Origin of the sequence: Marmoricola endophyticus (assembly GCF_014644415.1) — a bacterium.
Taxonomy (GTDB): domain Bacteria; phylum Actinomycetota; class Actinomycetes; order Propionibacteriales; family Nocardioidaceae; genus Marmoricola; species Marmoricola endophyticus.
Map to the genome: position 1 here is coordinate 709,368 of NZ_BMKQ01000001.1, position 24,998 is coordinate 734,365.

Annotated in this window: 24 protein-coding genes; 3 read left to right on the forward strand and 21 right to left on the reverse strand. The window is 71.9% G+C overall.

Annotated features, from left to right (window positions below):
• Nucleotides 1-28: 28 nt before the first annotated feature.
• The 6 genes from IEX42_RS03505 to IEX42_RS03530 all read right to left on the reverse strand — a co-directional run bounded on the left by IEX42_RS03505 (nt 29) and on the right by IEX42_RS03530 (nt 7,552).
• Nucleotides 29-1,771 carry an ABC transporter substrate-binding protein gene (locus IEX42_RS03505; protein ID WP_188778267.1) on the reverse strand — a complete coding sequence of 581 codons (1,743 nt, stop codon included), beginning with the start codon at nt 1,769-1,771 and terminating at the stop codon, nt 29-31.
• 94 nt (nt 1,772-1,865) lie between these two features.
• On the reverse strand, nt 1,866-2,879 hold the full coding sequence (locus IEX42_RS03510) for an ABC transporter permease (RefSeq protein ID WP_188778269.1): 1,014 nt from the start codon (nt 2,877-2,879) through the stop codon (nt 1,866-1,868).
• A gap of 267 nt (nt 2,880-3,146) precedes the next feature.
• Nucleotides 3,147-3,446: a GIY-YIG nuclease family protein gene (locus tag IEX42_RS03515; RefSeq protein ID WP_229660568.1), complete on the reverse strand. Its 300-nt coding sequence runs from the start codon at nt 3,444-3,446 to the stop codon at nt 3,147-3,149.
• 235 nt (nt 3,447-3,681) lie between these two features.
• Nucleotides 3,682-5,466, reverse strand: coding sequence for an aspartate--tRNA ligase (gene aspS, locus IEX42_RS03520; RefSeq protein WP_188778271.1), 1,785 nt, complete (start codon nt 5,464-5,466; stop codon nt 3,682-3,684).
• Nucleotides 5,463-6,815, reverse strand: coding sequence for a histidine--tRNA ligase (hisS, locus tag IEX42_RS03525; RefSeq protein WP_188778273.1), 1,353 nt, complete (start codon nt 6,813-6,815; stop codon nt 5,463-5,465). The genes aspS and hisS overlap by 4 nt, the downstream gene beginning before the upstream one ends.
• Complete coding sequence (locus tag IEX42_RS03530; RefSeq protein ID WP_188778274.1) at nt 6,815-7,552, reverse strand: MBL fold metallo-hydrolase; 738 nt, start codon at nt 7,550-7,552, stop codon at nt 6,815-6,817. The genes hisS and IEX42_RS03530 overlap by 1 nt, the downstream gene beginning before the upstream one ends.
• Nucleotides 7,553-7,717: 165 nt before the next feature.
• Between IEX42_RS03530 and IEX42_RS03535 the strand changes: the two genes are divergently transcribed.
• Nucleotides 7,718-9,160, forward strand: coding sequence for a DUF349 domain-containing protein (locus IEX42_RS03535; protein WP_188778276.1), 1,443 nt, complete (start codon nt 7,718-7,720; stop codon nt 9,158-9,160).
• Between the two features lie 34 nt (nt 9,161-9,194).
• Here IEX42_RS03535 and IEX42_RS03540 read toward each other — a convergent pair whose 3' ends face one another.
• The 10 genes from IEX42_RS03540 to pdxT form a co-directional block, all read right to left on the reverse strand.
• On the reverse strand, nt 9,195-11,534 hold the full coding sequence (locus IEX42_RS03540) for a RelA/SpoT family protein (RefSeq protein WP_188778278.1): 2,340 nt from the start codon (nt 11,532-11,534) through the stop codon (nt 9,195-9,197).
• Between the two features lie 60 nt (nt 11,535-11,594).
• Complete coding sequence (locus tag IEX42_RS03545) at nt 11,595-12,149, reverse strand: adenine phosphoribosyltransferase (protein WP_188778280.1); 555 nt, start codon at nt 12,147-12,149, stop codon at nt 11,595-11,597.
• Nucleotides 12,150-12,165: 16 nt separating this feature from the next.
• On the reverse strand, nt 12,166-13,422 hold the full coding sequence (gene secF / locus IEX42_RS03550; RefSeq protein WP_188778283.1) for a protein translocase subunit SecF: 1,257 nt from the start codon (nt 13,420-13,422) through the stop codon (nt 12,166-12,168).
• Entirely contained in the window at nt 13,422-15,281 is a 1,860-nt protein-coding gene (gene secD / locus IEX42_RS03555) for a protein translocase subunit SecD (RefSeq protein WP_188778285.1), read from the reverse strand. The genes secF and secD overlap by 1 nt, the downstream gene beginning before the upstream one ends.
• A 46-nt stretch (nt 15,282-15,327) precedes the next feature.
• Nucleotides 15,328-15,744: a preprotein translocase subunit YajC gene (yajC, locus tag IEX42_RS03560; RefSeq protein WP_188778286.1), complete on the reverse strand. Its 417-nt coding sequence runs from the start codon at nt 15,742-15,744 to the stop codon at nt 15,328-15,330.
• A 109-nt stretch (nt 15,745-15,853) separates the two neighbouring features.
• Nucleotides 15,854-16,924, reverse strand: coding sequence for a Holliday junction branch migration DNA helicase RuvB (gene ruvB, locus IEX42_RS03565; RefSeq protein WP_188780882.1), 1,071 nt, complete (start codon nt 16,922-16,924; stop codon nt 15,854-15,856).
• A gap of 47 nt (nt 16,925-16,971) precedes the next feature.
• On the reverse strand, nt 16,972-17,583 hold the full coding sequence (gene ruvA, locus IEX42_RS03570) for a Holliday junction branch migration protein RuvA (RefSeq protein WP_188778288.1): 612 nt from the start codon (nt 17,581-17,583) through the stop codon (nt 16,972-16,974).
• Nucleotides 17,580-18,092, reverse strand: coding sequence for a crossover junction endodeoxyribonuclease RuvC (gene ruvC, locus IEX42_RS03575; RefSeq protein WP_229660946.1), 513 nt, complete (start codon nt 18,090-18,092; stop codon nt 17,580-17,582). The genes ruvA and ruvC overlap by 4 nt, the downstream gene beginning before the upstream one ends.
• Before the next feature lie 100 nt (nt 18,093-18,192).
• Nucleotides 18,193-18,957 (reverse strand): YebC/PmpR family DNA-binding transcriptional regulator, encoded by a 765-nt coding sequence (locus IEX42_RS03580; RefSeq protein WP_188778292.1) that lies wholly within the window; start codon nt 18,955-18,957, stop codon nt 18,193-18,195.
• A complete protein-coding gene (gene pdxT / locus IEX42_RS03585; RefSeq protein ID WP_188778294.1) occupies nt 18,957-19,601 on the reverse strand; it encodes a pyridoxal 5'-phosphate synthase glutaminase subunit PdxT in 645 nt (214 codons plus the stop codon). Before pdxT ends, IEX42_RS03580 begins: the two co-directional genes overlap by 1 nt.
• 195 nt (nt 19,602-19,796) lie before the next feature.
• On the opposite strand from pdxT, the gene IEX42_RS03590 reads away from it, so the two are divergent.
• Nucleotides 19,797-20,486, forward strand: coding sequence for a mechanosensitive ion channel domain-containing protein (locus IEX42_RS03590; RefSeq protein ID WP_188778296.1), 690 nt, complete (start codon nt 19,797-19,799; stop codon nt 20,484-20,486).
• Nucleotides 20,483-21,328 carry a class I SAM-dependent methyltransferase gene (locus IEX42_RS03595; RefSeq protein ID WP_188778298.1) on the forward strand — a complete coding sequence of 282 codons (846 nt, stop codon included), beginning with the start codon at nt 20,483-20,485 and terminating at the stop codon, nt 21,326-21,328. Before IEX42_RS03590 ends, IEX42_RS03595 begins: the two co-directional genes overlap by 4 nt.
• A 219-nt stretch (nt 21,329-21,547) precedes the next feature.
• On the opposite strand, the gene IEX42_RS03600 is transcribed toward IEX42_RS03595, so the two are convergent.
• The 5 genes from IEX42_RS03600 to IEX42_RS03620 are packed head-to-tail and all read right to left on the reverse strand — an operon-like array spanning nt 21,548 to nt 24,978.
• The gene (locus IEX42_RS03600; protein WP_188778299.1) at nt 21,548-22,114 is read right to left on the reverse strand and encodes a DUF6891 domain-containing protein; all 567 of its coding nucleotides are present in this window, start codon (nt 22,112-22,114) and stop codon (nt 21,548-21,550) included.
• On the reverse strand, nt 22,111-23,010 hold the full coding sequence (gene pdxS, locus IEX42_RS03605; protein ID WP_188778301.1) for a pyridoxal 5'-phosphate synthase lyase subunit PdxS: 900 nt from the start codon (nt 23,008-23,010) through the stop codon (nt 22,111-22,113). The genes IEX42_RS03600 and pdxS overlap by 4 nt, the downstream gene beginning before the upstream one ends.
• Before the next feature lie 59 nt (nt 23,011-23,069).
• Entirely contained in the window at nt 23,070-23,699 is a 630-nt protein-coding gene (pgsA, locus tag IEX42_RS03610; protein ID WP_188778303.1) for a phosphatidylinositol phosphate synthase, read from the reverse strand.
• Between the two features lie 23 nt (nt 23,700-23,722).
• Nucleotides 23,723-24,259: an HIT family protein gene (locus IEX42_RS03615; RefSeq protein WP_188778304.1), complete on the reverse strand. Its 537-nt coding sequence runs from the start codon at nt 24,257-24,259 to the stop codon at nt 23,723-23,725.
• Entirely contained in the window at nt 24,256-24,978 is a 723-nt protein-coding gene (locus IEX42_RS03620) for a TetR/AcrR family transcriptional regulator (RefSeq protein WP_188778306.1), read from the reverse strand. Before IEX42_RS03620 ends, IEX42_RS03615 begins: the two co-directional genes overlap by 4 nt.
• Nucleotides 24,979-24,998 lie beyond the last annotated feature (20 nt).

Below are 24,998 nucleotides of genomic sequence, written 5' to 3' on the forward strand. Positions count from 1 at the left end.
ACCGGCACCGGTGGGTGCTACAGGGTTGTCACTTCTCGAGCGAGATCGGACCGAGGTCCGGGTACATCGCGGAGGCGGGAGTGTTGTTGTACCCGCTCACCTTCGAGCCGCGGAGGAAGTTGAACTTCTGGCTCTCCAGCGGGATGTACGCGAAGTCCTTGCCCAGCTGCTCGTCGGCAGCCTGCAGAGCCTTCGTCTGGTCGCCGAGGTCGGCCGCGCTCTGGGCCTGGTCGACGATCTTGTTGAAGGTGTCGGACTTGTAGTTGCCGTAGTCCTGACCGGTGGAGTTCTTGGTCAGGTTCGGGCGGCTGTCGAACAGCGGCGGCGTGACGGTGATGGCGGAAGGCCAGTCGGCACCCCAGCCGCCCCAGATCACGTCGGCACCGTTGCTCGGCTTCTGGATGACGTCGTAGTAGGTGTCACCCTGCGGGTCGAGGCTCACCTTGAAGCCGGCCTTGTCCCAGGTCGCCTGCAGCGCAGCGGCCTGCTTGTCGGCGGTGTCGGTCTTCGGGTAGGTGAACGTGATCGGGTACGGCGTGGTGACACCGGCCTCCTGCAGCAGCTTCTTCGCTGCCGCCGGGTCACCGCTGGCCGGCGCCGTGAAGGCCGGGTTGGCCTGGTAGCCGGTCACCGACGGGTTCACGATCGACTTGGCCTCGGCGTACGCACGCGAGCCACCACCGGCGTCGATCCAGCCCTTGGTGTTGGCAGCCATCGCCAGCGCCTCGCGGACCTTCGGGTTCGTCATCTTCTTGAAGTTCGGCAGGACGTAGTCCACGAACGGCGACTGCACGTTGACCGCGCGGTCGGCGACGGCACCGGTCAGGCGCGCGAAGTAGGCCGAGGGGACGCGCTCACCGGTGACGGCGAACTTGTCGTTGCCGCCGTCGGCGATCAGCTGGTCGGCGATGGTCTCCTGGGACTTGCCGATGTCGAAGACGATCTCGTCCGGGAGGGCCTTGCGGATCTCGGTGGAGTCGGTGCTGGGGTCGTACTGGTCGTTGCGCACCATCGTCGCGCCCTTGTTCTTCGACCAGGCGCCCTGCAGCTTGTACGGGCCGTTGGAGAAGATCTGGTAGTTGGACCGGTCGCCCTGGTCCTTGTCCTGGCGGTACGGGTCCATCATGTGCAGCGCGGCCACGGCCAGCGGGAAGTCCGGCCACGGCTTCTTGAAGTTGTACGTGATGGTGTTGCCGCTGCAGGTGATCGCCTTGTCGAAGGCGGCCTTGCCTGCGGCGCTCGACTTGTACGGCCCGGTGTAGCTCGGGAGGCCGTCACTGCCCTCGGGCACGTCGAGGTAGGAGAGGATGTAGTTCGGGCCGCCGGTGATCACGTCGGTGGCGAAGGCGCGCGAGGCGCCGTACTTGAAGTCGGCGCAGGTGATCTGCTTGCCGTCCTGCCACTTGACGCCGTCCTTGATGGTGAACTTCCACTGGGTGGCGTCGGCGTTCTTGGTGCCGGTGTCGGTCGCGAGGTCGGCGACCGGCTTGTTGGCGACGTCGGGGTCGGTGTCGGCGGGGAACGAGACCAGCCCGCGGTAGACGGTGCGGTTCAGGTTCGAGATGTCGCGACCGACGTAGACCCGCTGCGGGTCGACGTGCTCGACCGGCTTGTTGATGTAGTAGTACAGCGTCCCGCCCTTGGAGCCGGACTTGGCGGCGTCCCCGGCGCTGCTGTTGTCGCCGCTGCCACCGCCGCCACAGGCGGCGAGCGTCGCGGCCATGGACGCCACAGCGGCAGCTGCGAGCGCCCGCTTTGCAATGCTGGCCATCACTTCTCCTTGTGTGTGTGTCGCGCCGAGAACCGGCGGCACGTCCGACCGCGGGCTGCGGTCGGGGTCTGAGGGGTCGACGAACAAGTGCTCGTCATCGGTCGGCCTTCGGGTCGAGCGCGTCGCGGACGCCGTCGCCGAAGAGGTTCAGCGACACCACGATCACGGCGATCACGATGGCCGGGAACAGGAAGTACGTGAAGTCGGTCAACGCGTAGTTGACGCCGTCGGTGAGGATGTTGCCCAGCGTCGGCGTGGGCGGCTTGATGCCCACGCCGAGGTAGCTCAGCGCGGCCTCGGCGGAGACGTACTGCGGTGTGATCAGGGTGAAGGAGACCAGCAGCGGCGCCCACACGTTGGGCAGGATCTCCTTGAAGTAGAGCCGCCGAGGCGAGGCGCCGAGCAGCTTTGCCGCCTCGATGAACTCGCGTTCGCGGATCGAGAGCACCTGCCCGCGGATCAGTCGAGCGACCGCCGGCCAGCCGAAGAGGCCGAGGACCCCGATCTCGTAGACCGCGTTCGCCGGGTTCGTCGACAACCCGGTGCGCTGCTGGATCGCCGCCACGAAGATCGACGACAGCGCCAGCAGCATCAGGGTCTGCGGGAAGGACAGAGTCAGGTCGATCAGCCGGCCGACGGTGGCGTCGATCAGGCCGCCGCTGAAGCCGGCGATGATGCCGAGGACGGTGCCGACCACGATCGCCACGATGGCCGCGGCGAGGCTGATCGAGAGCGAGAAGGTGACGCCGTACCAGAGCCGGGAGAGGACGTCGCGGCCCGTGCCGGGCTCGATGCCGAGCGGGTGGGCCCAGGTGATGCCGCCGGCCGCGCCCCTCGGCAGACCGCCGAGCGTGGGGTCGATCAGCTTGTCGTCCTGGTTGAGGCTGATCGGGTCGATGATGCCGATCTTGGTGAAGATCGGCGCGAGGATCGCGGCGACCAGGACGAAGGCAACGACGTAGAACGCGATCATCGACAGGCGGTCCTTGCGGAACCGTCGCACCGCGAGCTTCGTCGGTGAGAGACCTTCGAGGCTCTGCGGCTGGTCGTCGGCCTTCGGCTCGTCCGGCGTGGGCGAGACCTCGAGCTGCGACTCCGACAGAGACATCTGGACCTCGGATCTTCCTAAGACGGCTGGGACCTGGGTGCACACCGGGGATCGCCCGGACGGCGCGTGGAGACTCTATGTGAGCCGGGCCATGTTTCCAGGACCCCCGCGGTAACGATCTGGACACGGGTCGGATCGCTCCGTGACGGTCGTCTCCGCACCTCCCGGACACCGACCTGTGTCAGCACCCACCGGAGGTCGAGCAGAGAGCGAGCCCCAGCGAGCGATCGGTCGTCGAGACCGCCCGCCGTGAGACACCCGGCGACCTCAGCCGCCACGGTCCTCGCGCATGGAGTAGCCGCGCGAGAGGGAGGGCAAGTCGGCGTACCGGCCCTCGATCAGCGCCTCGCGCTTGGCGCGCGACCAGTTCTGGATCTGCTTCTCGAGGAGGAAGGCATCCTTGATGCTGCGTTGCTGCGCGCTCCACACCAGGACCACAGGCCGCCGCTTGCGCGTGTACGACGCGCCTTCGCCCGCTTGGTGCTGCCCTACTCGACGCTCGAGGTCGATGGTGCTCCCGACGTAGTAGCTGTCGTCCGCGCACCGAAGGATGTAGGTCCAGGCCACCACGTCATGCTGACCCGTCGACGTCCCAGGCATCGTCGGCGGCAGTACGCCTGTGGACGGCGTGCACCCAAGCGCGGCCTGTGGATCGGTAACGGCGGGGGTGCCGGTGGTCATCCCCGTGCGGGAGGCGGTCTCGACAACCGCTCACTCGCTGGCGCTCGCTCCCTGCTCGACCTTCGGCGGTCACCGGCCCATCTCTCGGCAGCCCGTCGAGACCCCGCGAGCGCGAGCCGGGCTACTGCGCCGACTGCTCCTTCTCCGGCTTCGCGTCGACGCCGGCCTCCTTGCGCTGCTCGGGCGTGATCGGCGCGGGGGCGGCGGTCAGCGGGTCGTACCCGCCGCCGGACTTCGGGAAGGCGATCACGTCGCGGATCGAGTCGCTGCCCGTGAGGATGGCGCAGATCCGGTCCATGCCGACGGCGATGCCACCGTGCGGCGGGGCGCCGTACGCGAAGGCGTCGAGCAGGAAGCCGAACTTCTCCTGCGCCTCGGCCTCGGTGAGCCCCATGACGGCGAAGACGCGCTCCTGGACCTCGCGCTGGTGGATACGGATCGACCCGCCACCGAGCTCGCTGCCGTTGCAGACGATGTCGTAGGCGTAGGCCAGCGCACTGCCGGGGTCGGTGTCGAAGGTGTCGGCGAACTCCGGCTTCGGACCGGTGAACGCGTGGTGCACCGCGGTCCAGGCGCCGGACCCCACCGCGACGTCGCCGCTGGCCACCGCGTCGGAGGCGGGCTCGAACATCGGCGCGTCGACGACCCACGTGAACGCGAACGCGTCCTCGTCGATCAGACCGCCGCGACGCCCGATCTCCAGGCGTGCCGCGCCGAGCAGCGCACGGGTCGACTTCGTCGCGCCGGCCCCGAAGAACACGCAGTCGCCCGGCTCGGCGCCGACGTGCGCGGCGAGTCCGGCGCGCTCGGACTCGGAGAGGTTCTTGGCCACCGGGCCACCGAGCTCGCCGTCGTCCTGCACGAGGACGTACGCCAGCCCCTTCGCGCCGCGCTGCTTGGCCCACTCCTGCCACGCGTCGAGCTGCTTGCGCGGCTGGGAGGCGCCGCCGGGCATGACGACCGCGCCGACGTACTCCGCCTGGAACACCCGGAACGGCGTGTCGGCGAAGTAGTCGGTGCACTCGACCAGCTCCTGGCCCATCCGCAGGTCGGGCTTGTCGGAGCCGAAGCGGCGCATCGCCTCGGCGTACGTCATCCGCGGGATGGGGCGCGGGATCTCGTGACCGATGGTCGACCACATCGCCGCGAGGACGTCCTCCATCAGCGCGATGACGTCGTCCTGGTCGACGAAGCTCATCTCGATGTCCAGCTGGGTGAACTCCGGCTGCCGGTCGGCGCGGAAGTCCTCGTCGCGGTAGCAGCGGGCGATCTGGAAGTACCGCTCCATGCCGGCCACCATCAGCAGCTGCTTGAACAGCTGCGGGGACTGCGGGAGGGCGTACCAGCTGCCCGGCGCGAGACGCGCCGGCACCAGGAAGTCCCGGGCACCCTCGGGCGTGCTGCGCGTCAGCGTCGGCGTCTCGACCTCGACGAAGTCGTGCGCGGCGAGCGCGTCGCGCGCCGCCTTGTTGATCCGGCTGCGCATCCGGATCGCGTGCGCCGGGCCCGAGCGCCGCAGGTCGAGGTAGCGGTGCCGCAGCCGGGCCTCCTCCCCCACCTCCACGTGCTCGTCGATGGGGAACGGCAGGGGCGCGGCCGTGTTGAGCACCTCGATGCCCTCGGCCACGACCTCGACGTCGCCGGTCGGGAGCTCGGGGTTGCGGTTGTGCTCGTCGCGGGCGACGACCGAGCCGGTGACCTTCACGACGTACTCGTTGCGCAGGTCGTGGGCGCGGCCGGTCAGCACCTCGTCGCGCGCGACCACCTGGACGACGCCGGAGGCGTCGCGGACGTCGAGGAAGGCGACGCCGCCGTGGTCGCGGCGCCGGGCCACCCAGCCGGCGAGGGTGACGGTCTGGCCGACGTTGTCGGCGCGCAGGGTGCCGGCGTCGTGGGTGCGGATCACGGGTGCTCCTCGGTGGTGGTGCGGACGCTGGGGTGCAGGTCCTGCGGTGGTGGCGTCCAGGTCGCGGGATCGACCGCGACCTGCTCGCCCGAGCGGATGTCCTTGACCTCGGCGCTGTCCTCGCCGTCGCCGGGGAACAGGACGTACGGGATGCCGCGCCGCTCGGCGTAGCGGATCTGCTTGCCGAACCGCTGCGCGGCGGGCGCGACCTCGCAGGGCACACCGTGGGCGCGCAGGGCGTCGGCCGCGGCGTCGCTGACGGGACGCGAGTCCTCGTCGACGACGGCCACGAGCACGGCGCTGGGCACGGGTCGGTCGCCCCCGAGCGCCCCCGCGTTGACCAGCGGCACGAGCACCCGGCTGACGCCGAGCGAGATGCCGACGCCGGGGTACGTCGTACGCCCGTCGGTGGCCAGCGAGTCGTAGCGTCCGCCCGAGCAGATCGAGCCGAGACCCTCGTGGCCGGTCAACCGTGTCTCGAACACCGTCCCGGTGTAGTAGTCCAGGCCGCGCGCGATCTTGAGGTCGGCCACCACCGAGACACGGTCGGTGACCAGCGGTGCGCAGCCGGCGACGACGGCCTCCAGCTCGGCGAGCCCCTCGTCGAGCAGCGGGTGCTCGACGCCGAGGGCGCGGACCTGCTCGACGAAGCCGGTGTCCGGGGTGGCGATGGTGGCGATGCGCAGGCAGCGCTCGGCGAGGTCGGCGTCCATCCCGCCCTCGACCAGGAGTGCGGCGACAGCCTCGGGCGACTGCTTGTCGAGCTTGTCGACCGCCGTCATCGCCGGACCCGGGTCCTCGAGGCCCAGGCCGCGGAAGTAGCCCTCGAGCAGCTTGCGGTTGTTGACCTGCAGCGTGAAGCCGGGCAGGAAGTCGAGGCGGCGCAGCGCGTCGAGCATCACCCGCGCGACCTCGACGTCGTGGTGGGAGGCCAGCTCATCGCGCCCGACGATGTCGATGTCGGCCTGGGTGAACTCGCGGTAGCGGCCCTCCTGCGGGCGCTCGCCGCGCCAGACCTTCTGGATCTGGTAGCGACGGAAGGGGAACTCCAGCTTGCCGGCGTGCTCGACGACGTACCGCGCGAACGGCACCGTGAGGTCGAAGTGCAGGCCGAGACCCGAGGTGGCGTCGGCGTCCGTCTCCTGCAGCCGGCGCAGCACGTAGACCTCCTTCGAGGTCTCCCCCTTGCTGAGCAGCTGCTCCAGCGGCTCGACCGCGCGGGTCTCGACGTTGCCGAAGCCGTGCAGCTCGAAGGTGCGCGACAGCGTCTCGACCAGACGCTGCTCGACGACGCGGTCGGCGGGCAGGAGCTCGGGGAAGCCGCTCAGCGCGGCGGTACGCCGCGCCATCACAGGCCCCGCGTGATGGGCGTCGGGCCGGGCGCGGTGGGATCCGCCGGGTCCAGGTCCGCCAGGAACGGGTTGGTCGCCCGCTCGCGGCCGATCGAGGTCTGCTCGCCGTGCCCGGGGAGGACGACGACGTCGTCGCGCATCGGCAGCACCTTGGCCGCGAGCGTGCGCAGCATCGTCGGGTGGTCGCCGCCGGGCAGGTCGGTCCGCCCGATCGACCCGGCGAAGAGCAGGTCGCCGGCGAAGAGCACCTCGGAGACGTCCGGCTGGTCGTCGTACGGCGTCCGGAAGGTCACCGACCCCTGGGTGTGACCGGGCGTGTGGTCCACCACGAAGTCGAGACCGGCCAGCTGCAGGCCCTGGCCGTCGGCCAGCTCGCGTACGTCGTCGGGCTCGGCGAACTGGTGCTTGTCGCCGAGCAGCCCTCCCATCAGCATCGCCGAGCTCTCCTTCGACATCCCGGCCAGCGGGTCGGAGAGCAGGTGCCGGTCGGCGGGGTGGATCCACGCGGTGGCGTCGTACGTGCCCGCCACCGGCGCGACGCACCACATGTGGTCGACGTGGCCGTGCGTGACCAGGACCGACACCGGCTTCAGCTTGTGCTCGCGGACCACCTCGGCGACACCGGCCGCGGCGTCCTTGCCCGGGTCGACGACGACGCACTCGGTGCCGGGCCCGGTGGCGACGACGTAGCAGTTGGTGCCCCAGGGCCCGGCGGGGAAGCCTGCGATGAGCACGGGTGGTCGCTCCTGCGTTCTCGGTGGCGCTGCGTGTGGATGGCCGGGCGGTCGCTCCCGCCCACGGCCGGAAGCCTAACGGGAGGGCGCTGGCTACGATGGCCGGGTTTCCGCACCGCCGAACGGCGCCGACCGGGCGCCACGCGCCTACCAAGGGTGGATCAGATGACCGCTCCCGACGACCAGCAGCCTCCGACCGACGAGGAGACGACGGCCGACTCCGCCGTACCGGCAGCGCCGACTGCGCCCGCCGCGCCGCGACCGGGCCCTCCGCCCGTCCCGCGTCCGCCGGCCGGCGCCCGTCCCGCACCTCCGCGGTCCGCGCCGACCGCACCGGAGGTCGTGCAGCCCACGTCCGGCCCGGACGACTCCGCCGTGGCCCGCGAGGCGGCGACCTGGGGCCGCGTCGAGGACGACGGCACGGTGCACGTGCGGACCGCCGACGGCGAGCGCACGGTCGGCCAGTACGCCGCCGGCTCGCCGGAGGAGGCGCTGGACTTCTTCGTACGACGCTTCGTCGCGCTCGCGACCGAGGTCACCCTGCTCGAGGAGCGCGTCGCTGCGGCCGCCACGTCGCCCGAGCAGGGTGCGGAGCAGGTCAAGGCGGTGCGCGAGCAGGTCGTCGACGCCCCCGCGGTCGGTGACCTCGACGGGCTCGTCGCCCGCCTCGATGCCCTCTCCCCCGTCCTCGCCGAGCAGCGCGAGACCCGTCGCGCCGAGCGGGCGAAGCAGAAGGAGGAGACCCGGGTCGCGAAGGACAAGGTCGTCGCCCGCGCCGAGAGGGTCGCGGCCGGCACCGACTGGCGCAACGGCGCGAACCTGCTGCGTCAGCTGCTCGAGGAGTGGAAGGCGCTCCCCCGCCTGGACAAGGCGGCCGACGACGAGCTGTGGAAGCGCTTCTCCGCCGCACGCACGACGTACACCCGGGCGCGCAAGGCGCACTTCGCCGAGATGGACGAGAAGCGCGCCGGCTCCCAGGTCGTCAAGGAGCGGCTGATCAAGGAGGCCGAGGCGCTCTCCACCTCGACGGAGTGGGGCCCCACCTCGGGCCGCTACCGCGACCTGATGACCCAGTGGAAGGCCGCCGGGCCGGCACCGAAGGCGGAGGACGAGGCGCTGTGGCAGCGCTTCCGGGGCGCGCAGGACGTGTTCTTCCACGCACGCGACGAGGCCAACCGCGCCGAGAACGAGGAGTTCGCCCGCAACGCCGAGGTCAAGGACGCCCTGCTGGTCGAGGCCGAGGCGCTGCTGCCGATCAAGGACCTCCCCACCGCCAAGCGCACGTTCCGCGACATCGCCGACCGCTGGGAGGACGCCGGCAAGGTGCCGCGGGACCGGATGAAGGAGCTCGAGGGCCGGATCCGCAAGGTCGAGCAGGCCCTCCGCTCCGCCGAGGACGCGCAGTGGACGCGCAGCGACCCGGAGAAGTCGGCGCGCGCCGACGACATGGTCGGCAAGCTGCAGGCCGCCGTCGACGCGCTCGAGGCCGACCTGGAGAAGGCGCGTGCGGCCGGCGACGACAAGCGCGTGGCCCAGCTCGAGAGCGACCTCGCGGGGCGTCGTACGTTCCTCGAGGCCGCGCAGCGCACCGCCTCCGAGTTCGGCTGAGCCGGCGGCGGCGCGACGTCGCCGGCGCCGGGCCCTACTGGGTGATCCGGTAGGCGTCGAACACGCCGTCCACCTGGCGTACGGACTTGAGCACCGCGCCGAGGTGCTTGGGGTCGCCCATCTCGAAGCTGAACCGGCTCTTGGCCACGCGGTCGCGGGTGGTCGACAGCGTCGCGCTGAGGATGTTCACGTGCTGGTCGGAGAGCACCATCGTGATGTCCGAGAGCAGCCGGGCGCGGTCCAGGGCCTCGACCATGATGTTGACCATGAACGTGGAGCTCGAGGTCGGCTCCCACTCCACGTCGAGCAGCCGTTCCGGCTGGGACAGCAGCGAGCCGGCGTTGGTGCAGTCGCGACGGTGCACGGAGACCCCGGCGGCCTTGGTCACGAAGCCGATGATCTCGTCGCCGGGCACCGGGGTGCAGCAGCGCGCGAGCTTCACCATCACGTCGGACACGCCGCGCACGATGACGCCCGAGTCGTCGGAGGAGCGGCTGCGGGACCGCCCGCGCGGAATCCGGGTCGCCTCGGAGAGGTCCTCGTCGGCGCCGGCGTCGCCGCCGTACAGCTCGATCACCTTGCGTACGACGGTCTGTGCGCCGAGGTTGCCCTCGCCCACCGCGGCGTAGAGCGCGCTCACGTCGGCCAGGCGCAGGTCGACCGCGACCTGGGTCAGCGAGTCGTGGGTCATCACCCGCTTGAGCGGGACGCCCTCCTTGCGCAGCAGCCGTGCGATCTGGTCCTTGCCCTGCTCGATCGCCTCCTCGCGCCGCTCCTTGGTGAACCAGTGCCGGATCTTGGAGCGGGCGCGCGGTGACTTCACGAAGCCCAGCCAGTCCTGGCTCGGGCCGGCCTGCGGCGACTTGGAGGTGAAGACCTCGACGACGTCGGAGTTCTCCAGCGTCGACTCCAGCGGCACCAGCCGCCCGTTGACCCGCGCGCCGATGGTGTGGTGCCCGACCTCGGTGTGGATGGCGTACGCGAAGTCGACCGGGGTGGCGCCCGCCGGTAGCTGGATGACCTCGCCGCGCGGGGTGAAGACGTAGACCTGCGCCGCGTTGATCTCGAATCGCAGCGAGTCCAGGAACTCGCCGGCGTCGCCGAACTCGTTCTGGAACTCGACCAGCTGCTTGACCCACGGCATGTCGGACTCGGCGACCGTCTTGTCGGTGTCGACGCCGGCGCGCGAGTCCTCCTTGTACTTCCAGTGCGCGGCGACGCCGTACTCGGCGGTCCGGTGCATCGCGAAGGACCGGATCTGCATCTCGACCGGCTTGCCGGCCGGACCCATCACCGTGGTGTGCAGCGACTGGTAGAGGTTGAACTTGGGCAGCGCGACGTAGTCCTTGAACCGGTTCTGGATAGGCGTCCAGCGGTTGTGCAGGACCCCGAGCACGGCGTAGCAGGCGGCCGCGTCGTCGACGAGGATCCGGATCCCGACGAGGTCGTAGATGTCGGAGAACTCCCGGGAGCCATGGATCATCTTCTGGTAGATCGAGTAGTAGTGCTTGGGTCGACCGGTCACCTTGGCCTTGATCCGGGCGGCGGCGAGGTCCTTCTCGACCTTGTCGATCACCTCGGCGAGGAACTGGTCCCGCGAGGGTGCGCGCTCGGCGACCAGGCGGACGATCTCGTCGTAGATCTTGGGGTGCAGCGTCGCGAAGGCGAGGTCCTCGAGCTCCCACTTCAGGGTGTTCATGCCGAGCCGGTGGGCCAGCGGCGCGAAGATCTCGAGGGTCTCGATGGCCTTGCGCTCCTGCGTCTCGGCCTTGAGGTAGCGCAGGGTCCGCATGTTGTGCAGCCGGTCGGCCAGCTTGATGACGAGGACGCGGATGTCGCGACTCATCGCCACGATCATCTTGCGGATCGTCTCGGACTGCGCCGAGTCGCCGTAGCGGACCTTGTCCAGCTTGGTGACCCCGTCGACCAGCAGCGCGACCTCGTCGCCGAAGTCCGCGCGCAGCTGGTCGAGGGTGTAGTCGCAGTCCTCGACCGTGTCGTGGAGCAGCGCCGCCACCAGCGTGGGCTCGGTCATCCCGATGTCGGCGAGGATCGTGGTCACGGCCAGCGGGTGCGTGATGTACGCGTCCCCGCTGCGGCGCATCTGACCCTCGTGCAGCCGCTCGGCCGTGGCGTACGCGCGCTCCAGCAGGGCGGTGTCGACCTTGGCGTGGTTGGCGCGCACGGCGCGGAACAGCGGCTCGAGGACGGGGTTGCCGTTCTGGCTGCGGGTGCCCAGCCGGGCCAGCCGGGCGCGTACCGACATGCCGCCGGTCGTCGACGGTGTGCGGGCCTCCTCGGGGACAGGACGCACCCGGGTGCCACGAGCCGGACGCGCGCGGGCCTCTGGCCGATCGACCGGCTCCTGCGCCATACGGCCTGCACCCACCTTCCGCGCTCGCTGTCAGGCCAGTCTAGGCCGACAGGCGTGCTCTCAAACTGTCCGCAGCGCGGTGAGGGGTACGTCGCCCAGCGTCGCCCGCCCGGGCAGGAACGAGAGCTCGAGGAGCACGGCCAGCGCGTGCACCGAGGCGCCGGCCTGCTCGACCAGGTCGGCGGTCGCGCGGGCGGTGCCGCCCGTGGCGAGGACGTCGTCGACCAGCAGCACCCGCTCACCCGGTGCGAGGGCGTCGACGAGGATCTCGAGGGTCTCCGAGCCGTACTCCAGGTCGTAGGAGACCGACCGGGTCTCCCCCGGCAGCTTGCCGGGCTTGCGGACGGGTACGAATCCGACGCCGAGGGCCAGCGCCACCGGGGCACCGAAGATGAAGCCGCGCGACTCCATGCCGACCACGGTGTCGACGGCGGCCGCCCCGTCGGGACCGCGACCGGCAGCCGCGAGCGCCTCGACGACCCGGCCCAGCGCGGTCGGCTCGGCCAGCAGCGGACTGATGTCCTTGAACGTCACGCCGGGCTTCGGGAAGTCGGCGACGTCGCGGACCAGGTCCAAGGCGTCGCTCAGGTCGGGTGGGGTGGCGAAGTCGCTCACGCGAAGGATCTCCTGGTCAGGGCTTGGGCCGCTTGGAGCGGGGCTGGCGCGAGGGCTGGTTGCGCCCCGAGGCGCGGGACTCCGAGACCGGGCCCTTCGACTCGGGGACGACGCGGCCGGACCCGGTCGCCTCCGCGGAGCGGTCGGTCGGGCGCCGCAGCGTGGCCACCGGGCGGTCGCCCGGCTCGGCGTCGTGCTCAACGTCGTCGGTGGGGTCGCGGTCCTCTGGGTCCGACAGGGCCATCCCCTCGCTGAACGACGGCACGTCGGCGTACCGGTCGGCGTCGCGCTTGGCCCGCGCCCTCGCCCGGCGGTCGGCCTCGGTGACGGCCTTCTCGCCGGACTTCATGTGCGCGAGCAGCGGCGTGGCGATGAAGATCGAGGAGTACGCCCCGACCGCCATCCCGATGAACAGCGAGAGCGCGAGGTCCTTCAGCGAGCCCGAGCCGAGCGTGAAGATGCCGACGACGAGGATCGCCCCGACCGGCAGCAGCGCCACGACAGTGGTGTTGATCGAGCGGACCAGGGTCTGGTTGACCGCCAGGTTCGCCGCCTGGGCGTACGTCGCCCGTCCCTGCCGCAGCCGTCTGGTGTTCTCGCGCACCTTGTCGAAGACGACCACGGTGTCGTAGAGCGAGAACCCGAGGATGGTCAGCAGGCCGGTGACCGTCGCCGGCGTCACCTCGAAGCCGGACAGCGCGTAGATGCCCGCGGTGATGAACACGTCGTGCGCCAGGGCGACGATCGCGGCGACCGACATCTTCCACTCGCGGAAGTACGCCCAGATGAAGAGCAGCACCAGGATCAGGAAGACCACGAGGCCGGTCGCGGCCTGCCGCGTGACCTGCGATCCGTAGCTCGGTCCGACGGTGTTCTCGGAGACCGCTGAGGTCTGGGCCCCGACGGCGCCGGCCATCGCCTCGCGCACCTGGTCGGACTGCGCCTCGGTGAGGTTCTCCGTCTGCGCCTTGATCGAGGAGTCGCCCGAGGTGTTGGTCGTGACGTTGTTGGCCTTCTCGATGTCCAGCGCCTTGATGGCGTCGGAGATCTTGTCCGCGTTGCCCTGCGTGACGGCGCTGGACGGCACGGAGACGGTGTACTCGGTGCCGCCCTCGAACTCGATGCCGAGGTTGAGCCCCTTGACGGTCAGCCCGAGGATCGCCAGGACGGCGAGCACCCCGGAGATGACGTACCAGGTGCGCCGACGACCGACGAAGTCGATCGACCGACGGCCCTCGTAGAGGTCGTTGCCCAGTCGCGAGAAGGTACCCATCAGGCCTTGCCTCCCGTCGCCCGCGCCGACGTCCCGCGCGCCGCGGGTGGGCCGTCGACGCCCAGCGTCTCGTAGGACAGCCCGGAGAACCGGTGCCCGGAGTTGAAGAACGTGCGCTTGGCCAGCGCTGTCATCGCCGGCTTGGTGAACCAGAAGAACACCGCGAGGTCGATCAGCGTGCTGACGCCGAGGGCGAACGCGAAGCCCTTCACCACACCGATGGTGAAGATGTAGAGCACGACCGCGGCGAGCAGCGAGACCGCGTCCGCGGCCAGGCAGGTGTTCCGTGCGCGGGCCCAGCCGAGCTCGACGGCGACGCGCATCGAGCGGCCCTCGCGCATCTCGTCGCGGATCCGTTCGAAGTAGACGATGAACGAGTCCGCGGTGATGCCGACGGCGACGATCAGCCCGGCGATGCCGGGCAGGGTGAGCGTGAAGCCGGCAGTCTTGGCCAGCAGCAGCACGGCGGCGTACGTCACCGCCGCCGCCACGATCAGCGAGGCGATCACCACCGTGCCCAGGCCGCGGTAGTAGAGCAGGCAGTAGAGCATCACCAGCAGCAGTCCGACCACGCCGGCGACGACACCGGCGGTCAGCTGGTCACCCGCCAGCGAGGCGCCGATCTGCTCGACCGACGGGTCGTCGAACCGGATCGGCAGCGCGCCGAACTTCAAGGAGTTGGACAGCGACCGGGCCTCGGACTCGCTGAAGCTGCCCGAGATGCTGGCGTCCCCGTTGAGGATCGGCTGGTTGACCCCGGGACTCGAGATGACGGTGTTGTCGAGCACGGCGGCGAACTGACGGCCGTTGCCGGCCAGCGCCTGGGTGATGGTGGCGAAGGTCTTGACCGCGTCGCCCTTGAAGGACAGCCGCACCTCCCAGCCGACGCCGCCCTGCGGCGTGCCGTAGCTCGCACTGCTGATCTTCGTGCCCTCGATGACGGTCTTGGACAGGAGGAACTTGTTGCCGTCCTCGTCGCAGGAGACCAGCGGAGCGTCCGGCTTGTCGTCGATCGGCGACCCGGCGCTGCCGTTCGGCGGGCACTGGAACTTCGCGAAGGCGGCCTGGGAGTACTGGTCGGGGCTCTGCTGCCAGGCCAGCGGGTCGTCGATCGCCTTCTCGTACGCCGTCTTCTGCGCACCGCTCAGCGTCGGGGTCACGCTCTGCGCGCGCGGCGCGTCGGCGTCGGAGGACCGCCCTGCCGACGAGGGGGACGCGGACGGGCTGGCCGCCGGCGACCCGGAGGCACCGGTCGAGGCGGAGGGCGTCGCGCTGGGCGAGGGCTCTGCGGCCGGGGCGTCCAGCCGCGGGGCGGGGCGCGGGTCGGGGGTCGCCGCCCCGGAGGAGGGCGCGGCGGAGGAGGGCACGGCCGACGGCGCCGCTGAAGGCGCGGCGCTCGACGGAGAGGTCGACGGGGTGGCACCGGCCGACGGCGAGGCACCGGGTGTCGTCGCCTGCCCCTGCGAACCCTGCGCGCCGGACGCGGCGGCGACCAGCCGGAAGCGCAGCTGGGCGGTGCGGGAGATCGAGTCGACGATGCTGCGGGCGTTCTGCCCGGGGATCTCGACGACGATGTTGCGACCGCCCTGGGTGTTCACCTCGGACTCGGCGACCCCGCTGCCGTTCACGCGCTGGTCGATGATCGACCGGGCCTCGTTGAGCTGGGTCTGGGTCGGGGTCCCGCCCGCGGCGGTCAGCGTGATCCGGGTGCCGCCCTCGAGGTCGAGCCCGAGTCGCGGCTTCCACTTCGACTCACCGGCGACGGCCGAGCCGGTGGCCGCGATGAGGACGTACATCGCCGCGACGACGATCGCGAAGATCAGCAGGGTGCGCCCGGCCCTGGGCGTCTTTGTGGCCACGAACTCTCCTCGGTGTGCGCGTGCTGGTCGCTGGCTCGAGCCGGCGTCAGCCGCGGTCGTCCTGCGCGTCGTCGGCGGTCTTCTCGACCGGGCTCTCGGTCTTCGTCTCGTCAGCGGCGAGGGTGGAGTCCGTGGCGTCCGGCGCGGGGACGGCGTCCGCGGCCGTCCGCGTCACCTGCTCGCCACCGGGAGTCGCGGCCTCGTCCTCCACCCGACGGACGACCACCTGGCGGGCCACCTCGATCACCGTGCCGGGAGCGATCTCGAGCCGGACCCGGCTCTCCTCCAGCGCCGTCACCGTGCCGAAGATCCCGGCGGAGAGGACGACGGCGTCGCCCACCTCGAGACTGCGCTGCAGCGTGGCCTGGTTGCGCTGCTGGTTCCGCGCGGGGCGCAGGACGACCAGCCAGAAGACCACCAGGAGGACGACGAGGAGGAGCAGGGGCGTCAGCTCTGACGACACGGAGTATCGCTTTCCGGGGTTCGAGTGCAGGACGAGGCTCCGCAAGGGTGCGCAGGGCCAGCGGGAAGTGTAACGGCCGTCTCCACCCGCCCGTCCGGGCGGCTCGGCGTCATCCGGTCGGGTCGGCGTCCTCGTCGAAGAGCGTCGCCTCGGCCGGCAGGGCCGAGTCCGAGAACGGGGCGCCGGCGGGCACGGTCAGGCCCAGGTGCGACCACGCGGCAGGCGTCGCCACCCGCCCGCGAGGGGTACGGGCCAGGAAGCCGATCCGTACGAGGAACGGCTCGGCCACCTCCTCGACCGTCTCCCGCTCCTCACCCACGGCGACCGCGAGCGTGCTCACCCCGACGGGCCCGCCGCCGAAGCGGCGGCAGAGCACGTCGAGCACCGCCCGGTCGAGCCGGTCCAGGCCCGAGGCGTCGACCTCGTACAGGTCGAGCGCGCGGTGGGCGATGTCCCGGGTGACGGTCCCGTCGGAGCGGACCTGGGCGTAGTCGCGCACCCGGCGCAGCAGCCGGTTGGCGATCCGGGGCGTCCCCCGGGAGCGGGAGGCGATCTCGGCCCGGCCGTCGGCGTCGACCGGGACCTCCATCAACGCCGCCGAGCGGGCCACGATCCGGTCCAGCTCGGCGGGCTCGTAGAACTCGAGGTGCGCGGTGAACCCGAACCGGTCGCGCAGCGGGCCGGGCAGCAGCCCGGCGCGGGTGGTCGCCCCGACGAGGGTGAACGGCGGGATCTCCAGCGGGATCGCCGTCGCGCCGGGCCCCTTGCCGATGACGACGTCGACCCGGAAGTCCTCCATCGCCATGTAGAGCATCTCCTCGGCCGGGCGGGACATCCGGTGGATCTCGTCGACGAAGAGGACGTCGGACTCGTTCATCCCGGACAGGATCGCGGCGAGGTCGCCGGCATGGGTGATCGCCGGTCCCGACGTCAGTCGCAGCGGCGAGCCCATCTCGGCGGCGATGATCATCGCGAGGGTCGTCTTGCCCAGCCCCGGCGGTCCGGAGAGCAGGACGTGGTCGGGGGTGCGCTCGCGGCCACGCGCCGCAGCGAGCACGAGGGCCAGCTGCTCGCGTACGCGCTCCTGGCCGACGACCTCGTCGAGCCGCCGGGGCCGCAGCGCGGCCTCGACCGCGCGCTCGTCCCCGGATGCCTCGGCCTCCACGACCCGGTGCGCCAGGTCGTCGAGGTGGGCCTGCTCGGCGGCGTCGAGCGCGTCCTCCCCGCTCACGAGCGGCTCAGCGACTGCAGGGCGGCGCGCAGCAGGGCGGCGACGTCGGGCCGCTCGGGTGCGGTCTCCTCGGCCATCGGCGCCACGGCGGACACCGCCTTGTCCGCCTCCTTGGCCGACCAGCCCAGCCCGACCAGACCGGTGTGGACCTGCTGCTCCCAGTCCGCGGCCGACGCGGTCGGCACCTGGGCGGGCCCGGCGCCGGTCGGCGCGCCGATCTTGTCCTTGAGCTCCAGCACGATCCGCTGGGCGCCCTTCTGCCCGATCCCCGGCACGGCGGTGAGCGTCTTGAGGTCGGCGTTGCCGACCGCCGCACGCAGCGCGTCGGGGGTGTGCACAGCCAGCATCGCCTGGGCGATCCGCGGGCCGACGCCGCTGGCGGTGAGCAGCAGCTCGAAGGTCTGCTTCTCGTCGTCCTCGCCGAAGCCGAACAGCGTCAGGGAGTCCTCGCGCACCACCAGCGAGGTCGCCAGCGTCGCGGTCTGCCCGGTCCGCAGGTCGGCCAGTGCGCGCGGGGTGCACTGGACCTCCAGCCCGACACCACCGACGACGAGCACCGCGCTGGTCAGGCGCACGACGGCCACCGTCCCGGTCAGCGACGCGATCATCGCGCCGCCCCGGCCCGCGCGACCGCTTCCTCCAGCCGGGTACGCGCCGCACCGCGCCACACGTGCGTGATCGCGAGCGCGAGCGCGTCGGATGCGTCGGCCGGCTTGGGCGCCGCGTCGAGCCGCAGCAGCCGGGTCACCATCGCAGCCACCTGCGCCTTGTCGGCGCGACCGCTGCCGGACACCGCGGCCTTGACCTCGCTCGGGGTGTGCATCGCGACCGGCAGACCGCGCCGGGCGGCGACGACCATCGCGATCCCGGAGGCCTGGGCAGTGCCCATCACGGTCCGCACGTTGTGCTGGGCGAAGACCCGCTCCACCGCCACGGCGTCGGGACGGTGCTCCTCGATCCACGCCTCGAGCCCTGTCTCGATCTGCACCAGCCGCTGCGCGACAGGCAGGTCGGCGGCAGTGCGCACGACACCGACGTCGACCATCGACAGCGGTCGTCCGGGCTCGCCCTGGACGACCCCGATCCCGCACCGGGTCAGGCCGGGATCGATCCCCAGCACCCTCATCAGAACCCCACCGTCGTCGACGAACACGTGTTCGCACGAACCTAGCGAGCCGTTGCGCCGTCCGGCGACCCGACGCGCCGAGCGGAACGCCTCAGGCGTCCAGCGACTCCAGCACCGCGTCGGGGATGTCGACATTGGCGTACACGTTCTGCACGTCGTCGAGGTCCTCGAGCGCGTCGAAGAGACGCATCACCTTGCCGGCGCCGTCGGCGTCCACCTCGACCTGCATCGAGGGCACGAACGAGGCGTCGGCGGAGTCGTAGTCCAGACCGGCGGCCTGCAGCGCCTGCCGCACGGCGACGAGGTCGGTCGCCTCGGTGACCACCTCGAAGCTCTCGCCGAGGTCGTTGACGTCCTCGGCACCCGCCTCGAGAGTCGCCTCGAGGACGTCGTCCTCGGAGACGTTGCTGCTCTCCTGCCCGGCCGGGACGACGATCACGCCCTTGCGGTTGAACAGGTACGACACCGAGCCCGGGTCCGCGAGCGACCCGCCGTTGCGGGTCATCGCCGTACGGACCTCCATCGCGGCACGGTTCTTGTTGTCGGTGAGGCACTCGACGAGGAACGCGACGCCGTTGGGGCCGTAGCCCTCGTACATGATCGTGGAGTACTCCGCGCCACCCGCCTCGGCGCCCGACCCGCGCTGGACGGCGCGGTCGATGTTGTCCTTGGTGACGGAGTTCTTCTTCGCCTTCTGGATGGCGTCGAAGAGCGTCGGGTTGCCTGCCGGGTCTCCCCCGCCCATCCGGGCGGCGACCTCGATGTTCTTGATCAGCTTGGTGTTGAGCTTGCTGCGCTTGGCGTCGACGACGGCCTTCTTGTGCTTGGTCGTCGCCCACTTGGAGTGACCCGACATCAGCGGTTCCCCTTCACGTCTGTTGTCACGAGCTCGTCCACGAACAGGCGGTGCAGCCGGTCGTCGGGACCTTCCCCGCCGGTGCGGCCCCGGGGGGCCACCTCGGGGTGGAACGACGTCGCGAGCACGGCGCCCTGGCGGACGGCGACGATCCTACTCGCGCCGCCGGCCTCCACCCGGCCCAGCACCTCGACATCCGCTCCGGCGTCCTCGACCCAGGGGGCGCGGATGAACACCGCCGCGAACCCCGACCCGCCGAGGACCGGGACGTCCACCTCGCCCTCGAACGAGTCGACCTGGCGGCCGAACGCGTTGCGGCGCACCGTCACGTCCAGCCCGCCGACGGTCTCCTGCCCGGCGGTCCCGTCGAGGAGCCGGTCGGCGAGCAGGACCATCCCGGCACAGGTCCCGAAGGTCGGCAGCCCGTCCCGTACGGCCTCGCGCAGCGGCTCGAGCATCGCGAACCGCCGGGCCAGGTGCACCATCGTCGTCGACTCGCCCCCGGGCAGCACCAGCCCGTCGCACGCGGCGAGCTCGGCGGGACGTCGTACGAGACGCGCACGCGCCCCCACCCGCTCCAGCGCCCGCAGGTGCTCGCGGACGTCGCCCTGCAGCGCGAGCACTCCCACCAGTGGTCCGGACACCCGCCGGACTCTAGGGCGTGTCTCGCGATTCTGGCCGTCCGCTGCACGTCGTCCAGCGCGTGCGGTGGCAAGGCGCGGGAGCGAAGCCGGGCCGGGGCCCGGCGAGGTTCCGCAAACGCAGCCAGCGTGCGTGATGGGCGGCGGGCAGCAGGCCACGAATCGAGAGACACGTCCGGGACCCGCCACACTGGGCGCATGGCACGAGGTGAGCGTCGCCCGCAGACGCGCGAGGCGCTGCGCCGCCTGGAGGGCAGGCTCGACGAGCACATCCGGCTGGACCTCCGCCGTGCCGTCGGGTTCGGCGCGCTGGCCGTCGTCGCGCTGGCGGTCGGCCACGCCCTGAACCGGGCGCACCCCGACCTCGACCGCGCCCGCGTGGCGTCGTACGCCTGCGCCGCCCTGGTGCTCGTCCTCGGCGTCCTCGCCACGCGCTCGGCCGCCAGCGAGGTCACCCGGGTCGTGTCGACGCGCTCCGGCGCGGCGGCCGGGCCGCTGCGGTTCCTGATCCAGGTGGTCGGCTACCTGCTGATCGCGATCGCCGTCCTCGACGTGGTCGGCGTCGACCTGAGCCAGTTCCTCGTGGGCGGCGCCGTCACCGGTGTGGTCATCGGCATCGCGGCCCAGCAGTCGCTGGGCAACTTCTTCGCCGGCCTGGTGCTGCTCATCGCCCGCCCGTACACCGCGGGCGAGACGATCACCGTCTGGTCGGGCGCCCTCGGCGGCCCGCACTGCGGTGTGGTGCTCGACGCGGGGCTGCTCTACACCACGCTGGACTGCGACGGCGAGCTGCTGCGAGTGCCGAACAGCGGCCTGCTGGCCTCCGCGATCACCCCGGGCCGCTCGGTCCGGCTCGACGACACCACCGGAGGAGAGGACGAGGGATGAGCGCACCCGAGGAGTGGGCCGGCGACCGAGTGAGCCGGTGGCTCGCGCAGGCCTCCGAGCTGGAGCGGCAGCTCGCACCGGTCTCGCAGGTGCTGCTGGAGGCGACGGCGCTGCAGCCCGGGGAGCAGGTGCTCGACGTGGGCTGCGGCACCGGCCCGACGACACGCCAGGCCGCGGCGGCGGTCGGCACGACCGGAGCGGTCACCGGGATCGACGTCGCGGCCGAGATGCTGGAGGCTGCCGCCCAGGCGCCGCCGACCGAGGGCGCGGCCCCGGTCGAGTGGACCTGCGCCGACGTCGTGACCTGGCAGGGTCCGTCGGCGGCGTACGACGTCGTGCTGTCGCGGTTCGGGGTGATGTTCTTCGCCGACCCCGCGGCGGCGATGCGGACGCTGGCCGACGTCACCCGTCCCGGCGGCCGGCTGGCGTTCGCGGTGTGGGGCCCGCGCAGCTCCTCGGCGCTGTTCGAGGCGCCGTACCAGGCGGCCCGCTCGGCGCTCGCGGCCGAGGGGTACGACGTCCCCTCCGAGTCGCCGGCAGACGCGGGGTCGTACTCCTGGAGCGACGAGGAGTACGTCGTCCCCCTGCTGGCCGGCGCCGGGTGGCGCGACGTCGCCGTGGCACCGCGCGAGCTGGTGCTGCCCGTGGCAGGCGGCGACCCGGAGGCAGCGTCTCGTGCGGCCCTCGACTTCGGCCCGACCCGGGTGCTGCTGGACGGCCGCTCGCAGCGCGAGCGCGACCTGGTCCAGGGTGCCGTGCGCGAGGTGTTCGCCGGTGCGGTGGACGCCGAGGGCAGGGCGCACCTGCCGGCCTCGGTCCGGCTGGTCACCGCCCGCCGCTGAGACGCACCCGTCCCCCAGGCAGGCGCGCAGCGCCCGGTGGTCTCGCCGTCCTCCCTCGCTGCGCTCGGTTCGGGCTCGACCACCTCGGGAGGTCGAGCAACGACCGAGCGCCAGCGAGGGAGTGCCCGTCGAGACCAGCCACCGCAAGCCGCACACCCACTGCCCCGACGCGTACGTGGTCTCGACCACCGTAGGTCGAGCTCGTCGAGACCGGGCCTGCTAGTCCACCCGGCGCTGCCAGCGGACCGCGACCTCCCAGCGCCCCTCGTGCATCCGGGTGCGCAGCCCGTGGCGCTCGACGCAGGCGAGCACCGGCCCGGCCAGCGGGTCGCCGGCCTCGGCGACCGAGCCGTCGAGGTGGCGCAGCTCGAGCCGCAGCACCCTGCTGCTCACGGCGGCCAGCACGTCGTCGACCGCGCACCAGGCGACCCCGCGCGCCGACGTACGACGCTCCGCCTCGGCCCGCGCGTCCGCGGGCGTGGCACCGAGCAGCACGGGCACCCCGTGCTCGTCGCACTCCGCGAGCGCGGCGAGCAGCCGCTCGTGCTCCGTGGGGCTCGGCCACCCCTCGGCCGAGCGGCGCAGCTCCGCCTGCGCACCGCCGATCCAGGCGCGCGCGAGGACCGACGCCTCGATGCCCGGCAGCTCGGCCTCGATCGCGGAGACGACCTCGGCGAGCAGCGCCTCGTCGTCGAGCACCCCGGCCCAGACGTGCAGCCGGGTCCAGCGCTGCAGGTCCTCCTCGGGGGCCGCGCCGGCGCCGCCGACCGGGCCGAAGCCGGTCACCAGCCGCGCTCGGCCAGCCGGTGCGGCTCGGGGATCGCCTCGACGTTGAGCCCGACCATGGCCTCCCCGAGCCCGCGCGAGACCTTGGCGACCACGTCGGGGTCGTCGAAGAAGGTGGTCGCCTCGACGATCGCCGCCGCCCGCTGGGCGGGGTTGCCGGACTTGAAGATGCCCGAGCCGACGAACACGCCCTCGGCGCCGAGCTGACGCATCATCGCCGCGTCGGCCGGCGTCGCGATCCCGCCCGCGGTGAACAGCACGACCGGCAGCGCGCCGCGCTCGGCGACCTCGCGGACCAGGTCGTACGGCGCGCCCAGCTCCTTCGCGGCGACGTAGAGCTCGTCGGGCGCCAGCGACTGCAGCCGGCGGATCTCGGCACCGATGGTGCGCATGTGGGTCACGGCGTTGGAGACGTCGCCGGTGCCCGCCTCGCCCTTGGAGCGGATCATCGCCGCCCCCTCGGTGATCCGGCGCAGCGCCTCGCCGAGGTTCGTCGCGCCGCACACGAACGGCACGGTGAAGCGCCACTTGTCGATGTGGTGGGCGTAGTCCGCCGGCGTCAGCACCTCGGACTCGTCGACGTAGTCGACGCCCAGGCTCTGCAGCACCTGCGCCTCGGCGAAGTGGCCGATGCGGGCCTTGGCCATCACCGGGACCGAGACCGCCGAGACGATCGAGTCGATCATGTCCGGGTCGCTCATCCGGCTGACGCCGCCCTGCGCGCGGATGTCGGCGGGCACCCGCTCGAGCGCCATCACCGCGACGGCGCCGGCGTCCTCGGCGATCCTCGCCTGCTCGGCGGTGACGACGTCCATGATGACGCCGCCCTTGAGCATGTCGGCCATGCCGCGCTTGACGGGCACGGTGCCGATCGATCCAGAAGTCACGTCAGTCATGGCTCAACCCTAGGGTCCGTGCGGTACGCCCGGTCCGGGCGTCCACAGGGTCGCCCGGGTCAGGCGGCGGCGTCGCGCGCGACCGCCTGGCGGCGCACCTTCAGCACCCGGAAGACGACGGTGTACGTCGTCGCCAGCGCGAGCACGACGAGGGTCAGCTGGGTCAGCCACTCCCAGCCCAGCAGCCCGTTGAAGCCGGTCATCACGAGGATCGCCACCAGCCGGTCCGAGCGCTCGGCGATGCCGCCCTTGGCGTCGAGCCCGAGCGACTCGGCCTTGGCGCGGGCGTACGACGTGACCGACCCCATGACCAGGCAGTAGAGGCTCAGCACGAGGAACAGCTGCGGCGCGACCCCGTCGTAGTGCGTGCCGGCGTAGTAGAGGACCAGCCCGCCGAAGACGGCCGCGTCACCGACCCGGTCGAGGGTGGAGTCCCAGAAGCTGCCGAACGTCGTCACCTGGCCCGACGTACGGGCCATGTAGCCGTCGATCATGTCCGAGAAGACGAATGCGGTGACGACGAGCACGCCGATCAGCAGCTGGCCCTGCGGGAAGAACACCAGCGCGCCCGCGGACACGCCGATCGTGCCGACGAGCGTGACGGCGTCCGGGCTCACGCCGAGACGCAGGAGCAGGTCACCGAGGGGCTTCCAGACTCCTGTCCAGAAGGCGCGAAATCTCTCCAGCATGGCGGCAGCAGGCTACCGGTCGCTCACCCGGCGGCCGACCACGCCTCCGCGAGCAGGTCGCGGGTGTCGGCGAGCAGCTGCGGCAGGACCTTCGTGCCGGCGACGACGGTGATGAAGTTGGCGTCCCCGGACCAGCGAGGGACGACGTGCTGGTGCAGGTGCTCGGACAGCGAACCGCCGGCGACCCCGCCGAGGTTCATCCCGACGTTGAAGGCGTGCGGGTGGCTGACCGCGCGGATCACCCGGAGGGCCTGCTGGGTCGCCTCCGCCAGCTCCGTGGTCTCCGCCGGAGTCAGGTCCTCGTAGTCGGCGACGTGGCGGAACGGCATCGTCATCAGGTGCCCCGGGTTGTACGGGTGCAGGTTGAGCACCGCGAGCACGTGCTCGCCCCGGTGCACGACGAGGTCGCCGTCGCGGGGCTCGCGCATCGCGCAGAAGGGGCAGCCCGGCGTCTCTTCGGCGCCCTCCCCCGCCGAGGCGACGTACTGCATCCGGTGCGGGGTCCACAGGCGCTCCAGCCCGCCGAGCGCCCGGTCGCGCTCGTCGGCAGCGGCGCTCATGGGGTGGGCTCGGACAGTGCGCCGAGCAGCACCTCCTCGACCGGTTGGTCGCGGTCGAGAACCAGACCGAGGTGGGCGGCGTGGCCGCTGATGAGGAACCACACCGAGTCGGCGACCAGGCCGACCAGCACGTCGGGGGCGGGACGGCTCTCGGGGTCCGAGCCCGACCAGCGGCGTACGGCGCCGAAGACCGCGCCGACCAGCCCGTACGCCAGCGAGTCCAGCGCGGCGAGCTCGTCGTCGGAGGCGTCAAGGCCGAGGACCTCGATGGCGTACCCGAGCAGCTCGTGGACCTGGCCGGCGATCCGGCCCATCCCCTCCTCGAGGGGGCTGCCGCCTGCGCCGCTGCCCTGGATGACGAGCATGTGCAGCGGCGGGTGCCCGCTGGCCCACTCCACGTAGCTGCCGACGACGCGGCGCACGATGTCGGGGATGGTGCCGTCCAGGGTGACCTCGGCGACCAGCCGCTCGGCCAGGCCGTCGACGATCTCGGCGGTGACCGCACGGTCCAGGTCGGCGCGGTCGTCGAAGTGCCGGTAGACGACCGTACGGCCGACGCCGGCGCGCGCCGCGATCTGGTGCACGTGGATCTCGCTGCCCGGAGGCGACGCCTCGATCTCGGCCACGGCGGCGTCGATGAGGTGCTGACGGCGCTCGGCGTTGTGACGGTCCCAGCGCGACTGGCGTCCGTCGACACGACGGTCCGCGCTGGTGGCCATGCTCAGCTCCTGTGCCCCTC

Coding starts and splice junctions, on each gene's coding strand:
- IEX42_RS03505 (WP_188778267.1), bottom strand. CDS start 1,771: ATGGCCAGCATTGCAAAGCGGGCGCTCGCAGCTGCCGCTGTGGCGTCC.
- IEX42_RS03510 (WP_188778269.1), bottom strand. CDS start 2,879: ATGTCTCTGTCGGAGTCGCAGCTCGAGGTCTCGCCCACGCCGGACGAG.
- hisS (WP_188778273.1), bottom strand. CDS start 6,815: ATGGCGCGGCGTACCGCCGCGCTGAGCGGCTTCCCCGAGCTCCTGCCC.
- IEX42_RS03535 (WP_188778276.1), top strand. CDS start 7,718: ATGACCGCTCCCGACGACCAGCAGCCTCCGACCGACGAGGAGACGACG.
- IEX42_RS03540 (WP_188778278.1), bottom strand. CDS start 11,534: ATGGCGCAGGAGCCGGTCGATCGGCCAGAGGCCCGCGCGCGTCCGGCT.
- secF (WP_188778283.1), bottom strand. CDS start 13,422: ATGGGTACCTTCTCGCGACTGGGCAACGACCTCTACGAGGGCCGTCGG.
- ruvA (WP_188778288.1), bottom strand. CDS start 17,583: ATGATCGCGTCGCTGACCGGGACGGTGGCCGTCGTGCGCCTGACCAGC.
- IEX42_RS03580 (WP_188778292.1), bottom strand. CDS start 18,957: ATGTCGGGTCACTCCAAGTGGGCGACGACCAAGCACAAGAAGGCCGTC.
- IEX42_RS03590 (WP_188778296.1), top strand. CDS start 19,797: ATGGCACGAGGTGAGCGTCGCCCGCAGACGCGCGAGGCGCTGCGCCGC.
- IEX42_RS03595 (WP_188778298.1), top strand. CDS start 20,483: ATGAGCGCACCCGAGGAGTGGGCCGGCGACCGAGTGAGCCGGTGGCTC.
- pdxS (WP_188778301.1), bottom strand. CDS start 23,010: ATGACTGACGTGACTTCTGGATCGATCGGCACCGTGCCCGTCAAGCGC.
- pgsA (WP_188778303.1), bottom strand. CDS start 23,699: ATGCTGGAGAGATTTCGCGCCTTCTGGACAGGAGTCTGGAAGCCCCTC.
- IEX42_RS03615 (WP_188778304.1), bottom strand. CDS start 24,259: ATGAGCGCCGCTGCCGACGAGCGCGACCGGGCGCTCGGCGGGCTGGAG.
- IEX42_RS03620 (WP_188778306.1), bottom strand. CDS start 24,978: ATGGCCACCAGCGCGGACCGTCGTGTCGACGGACGCCAGTCGCGCTGG.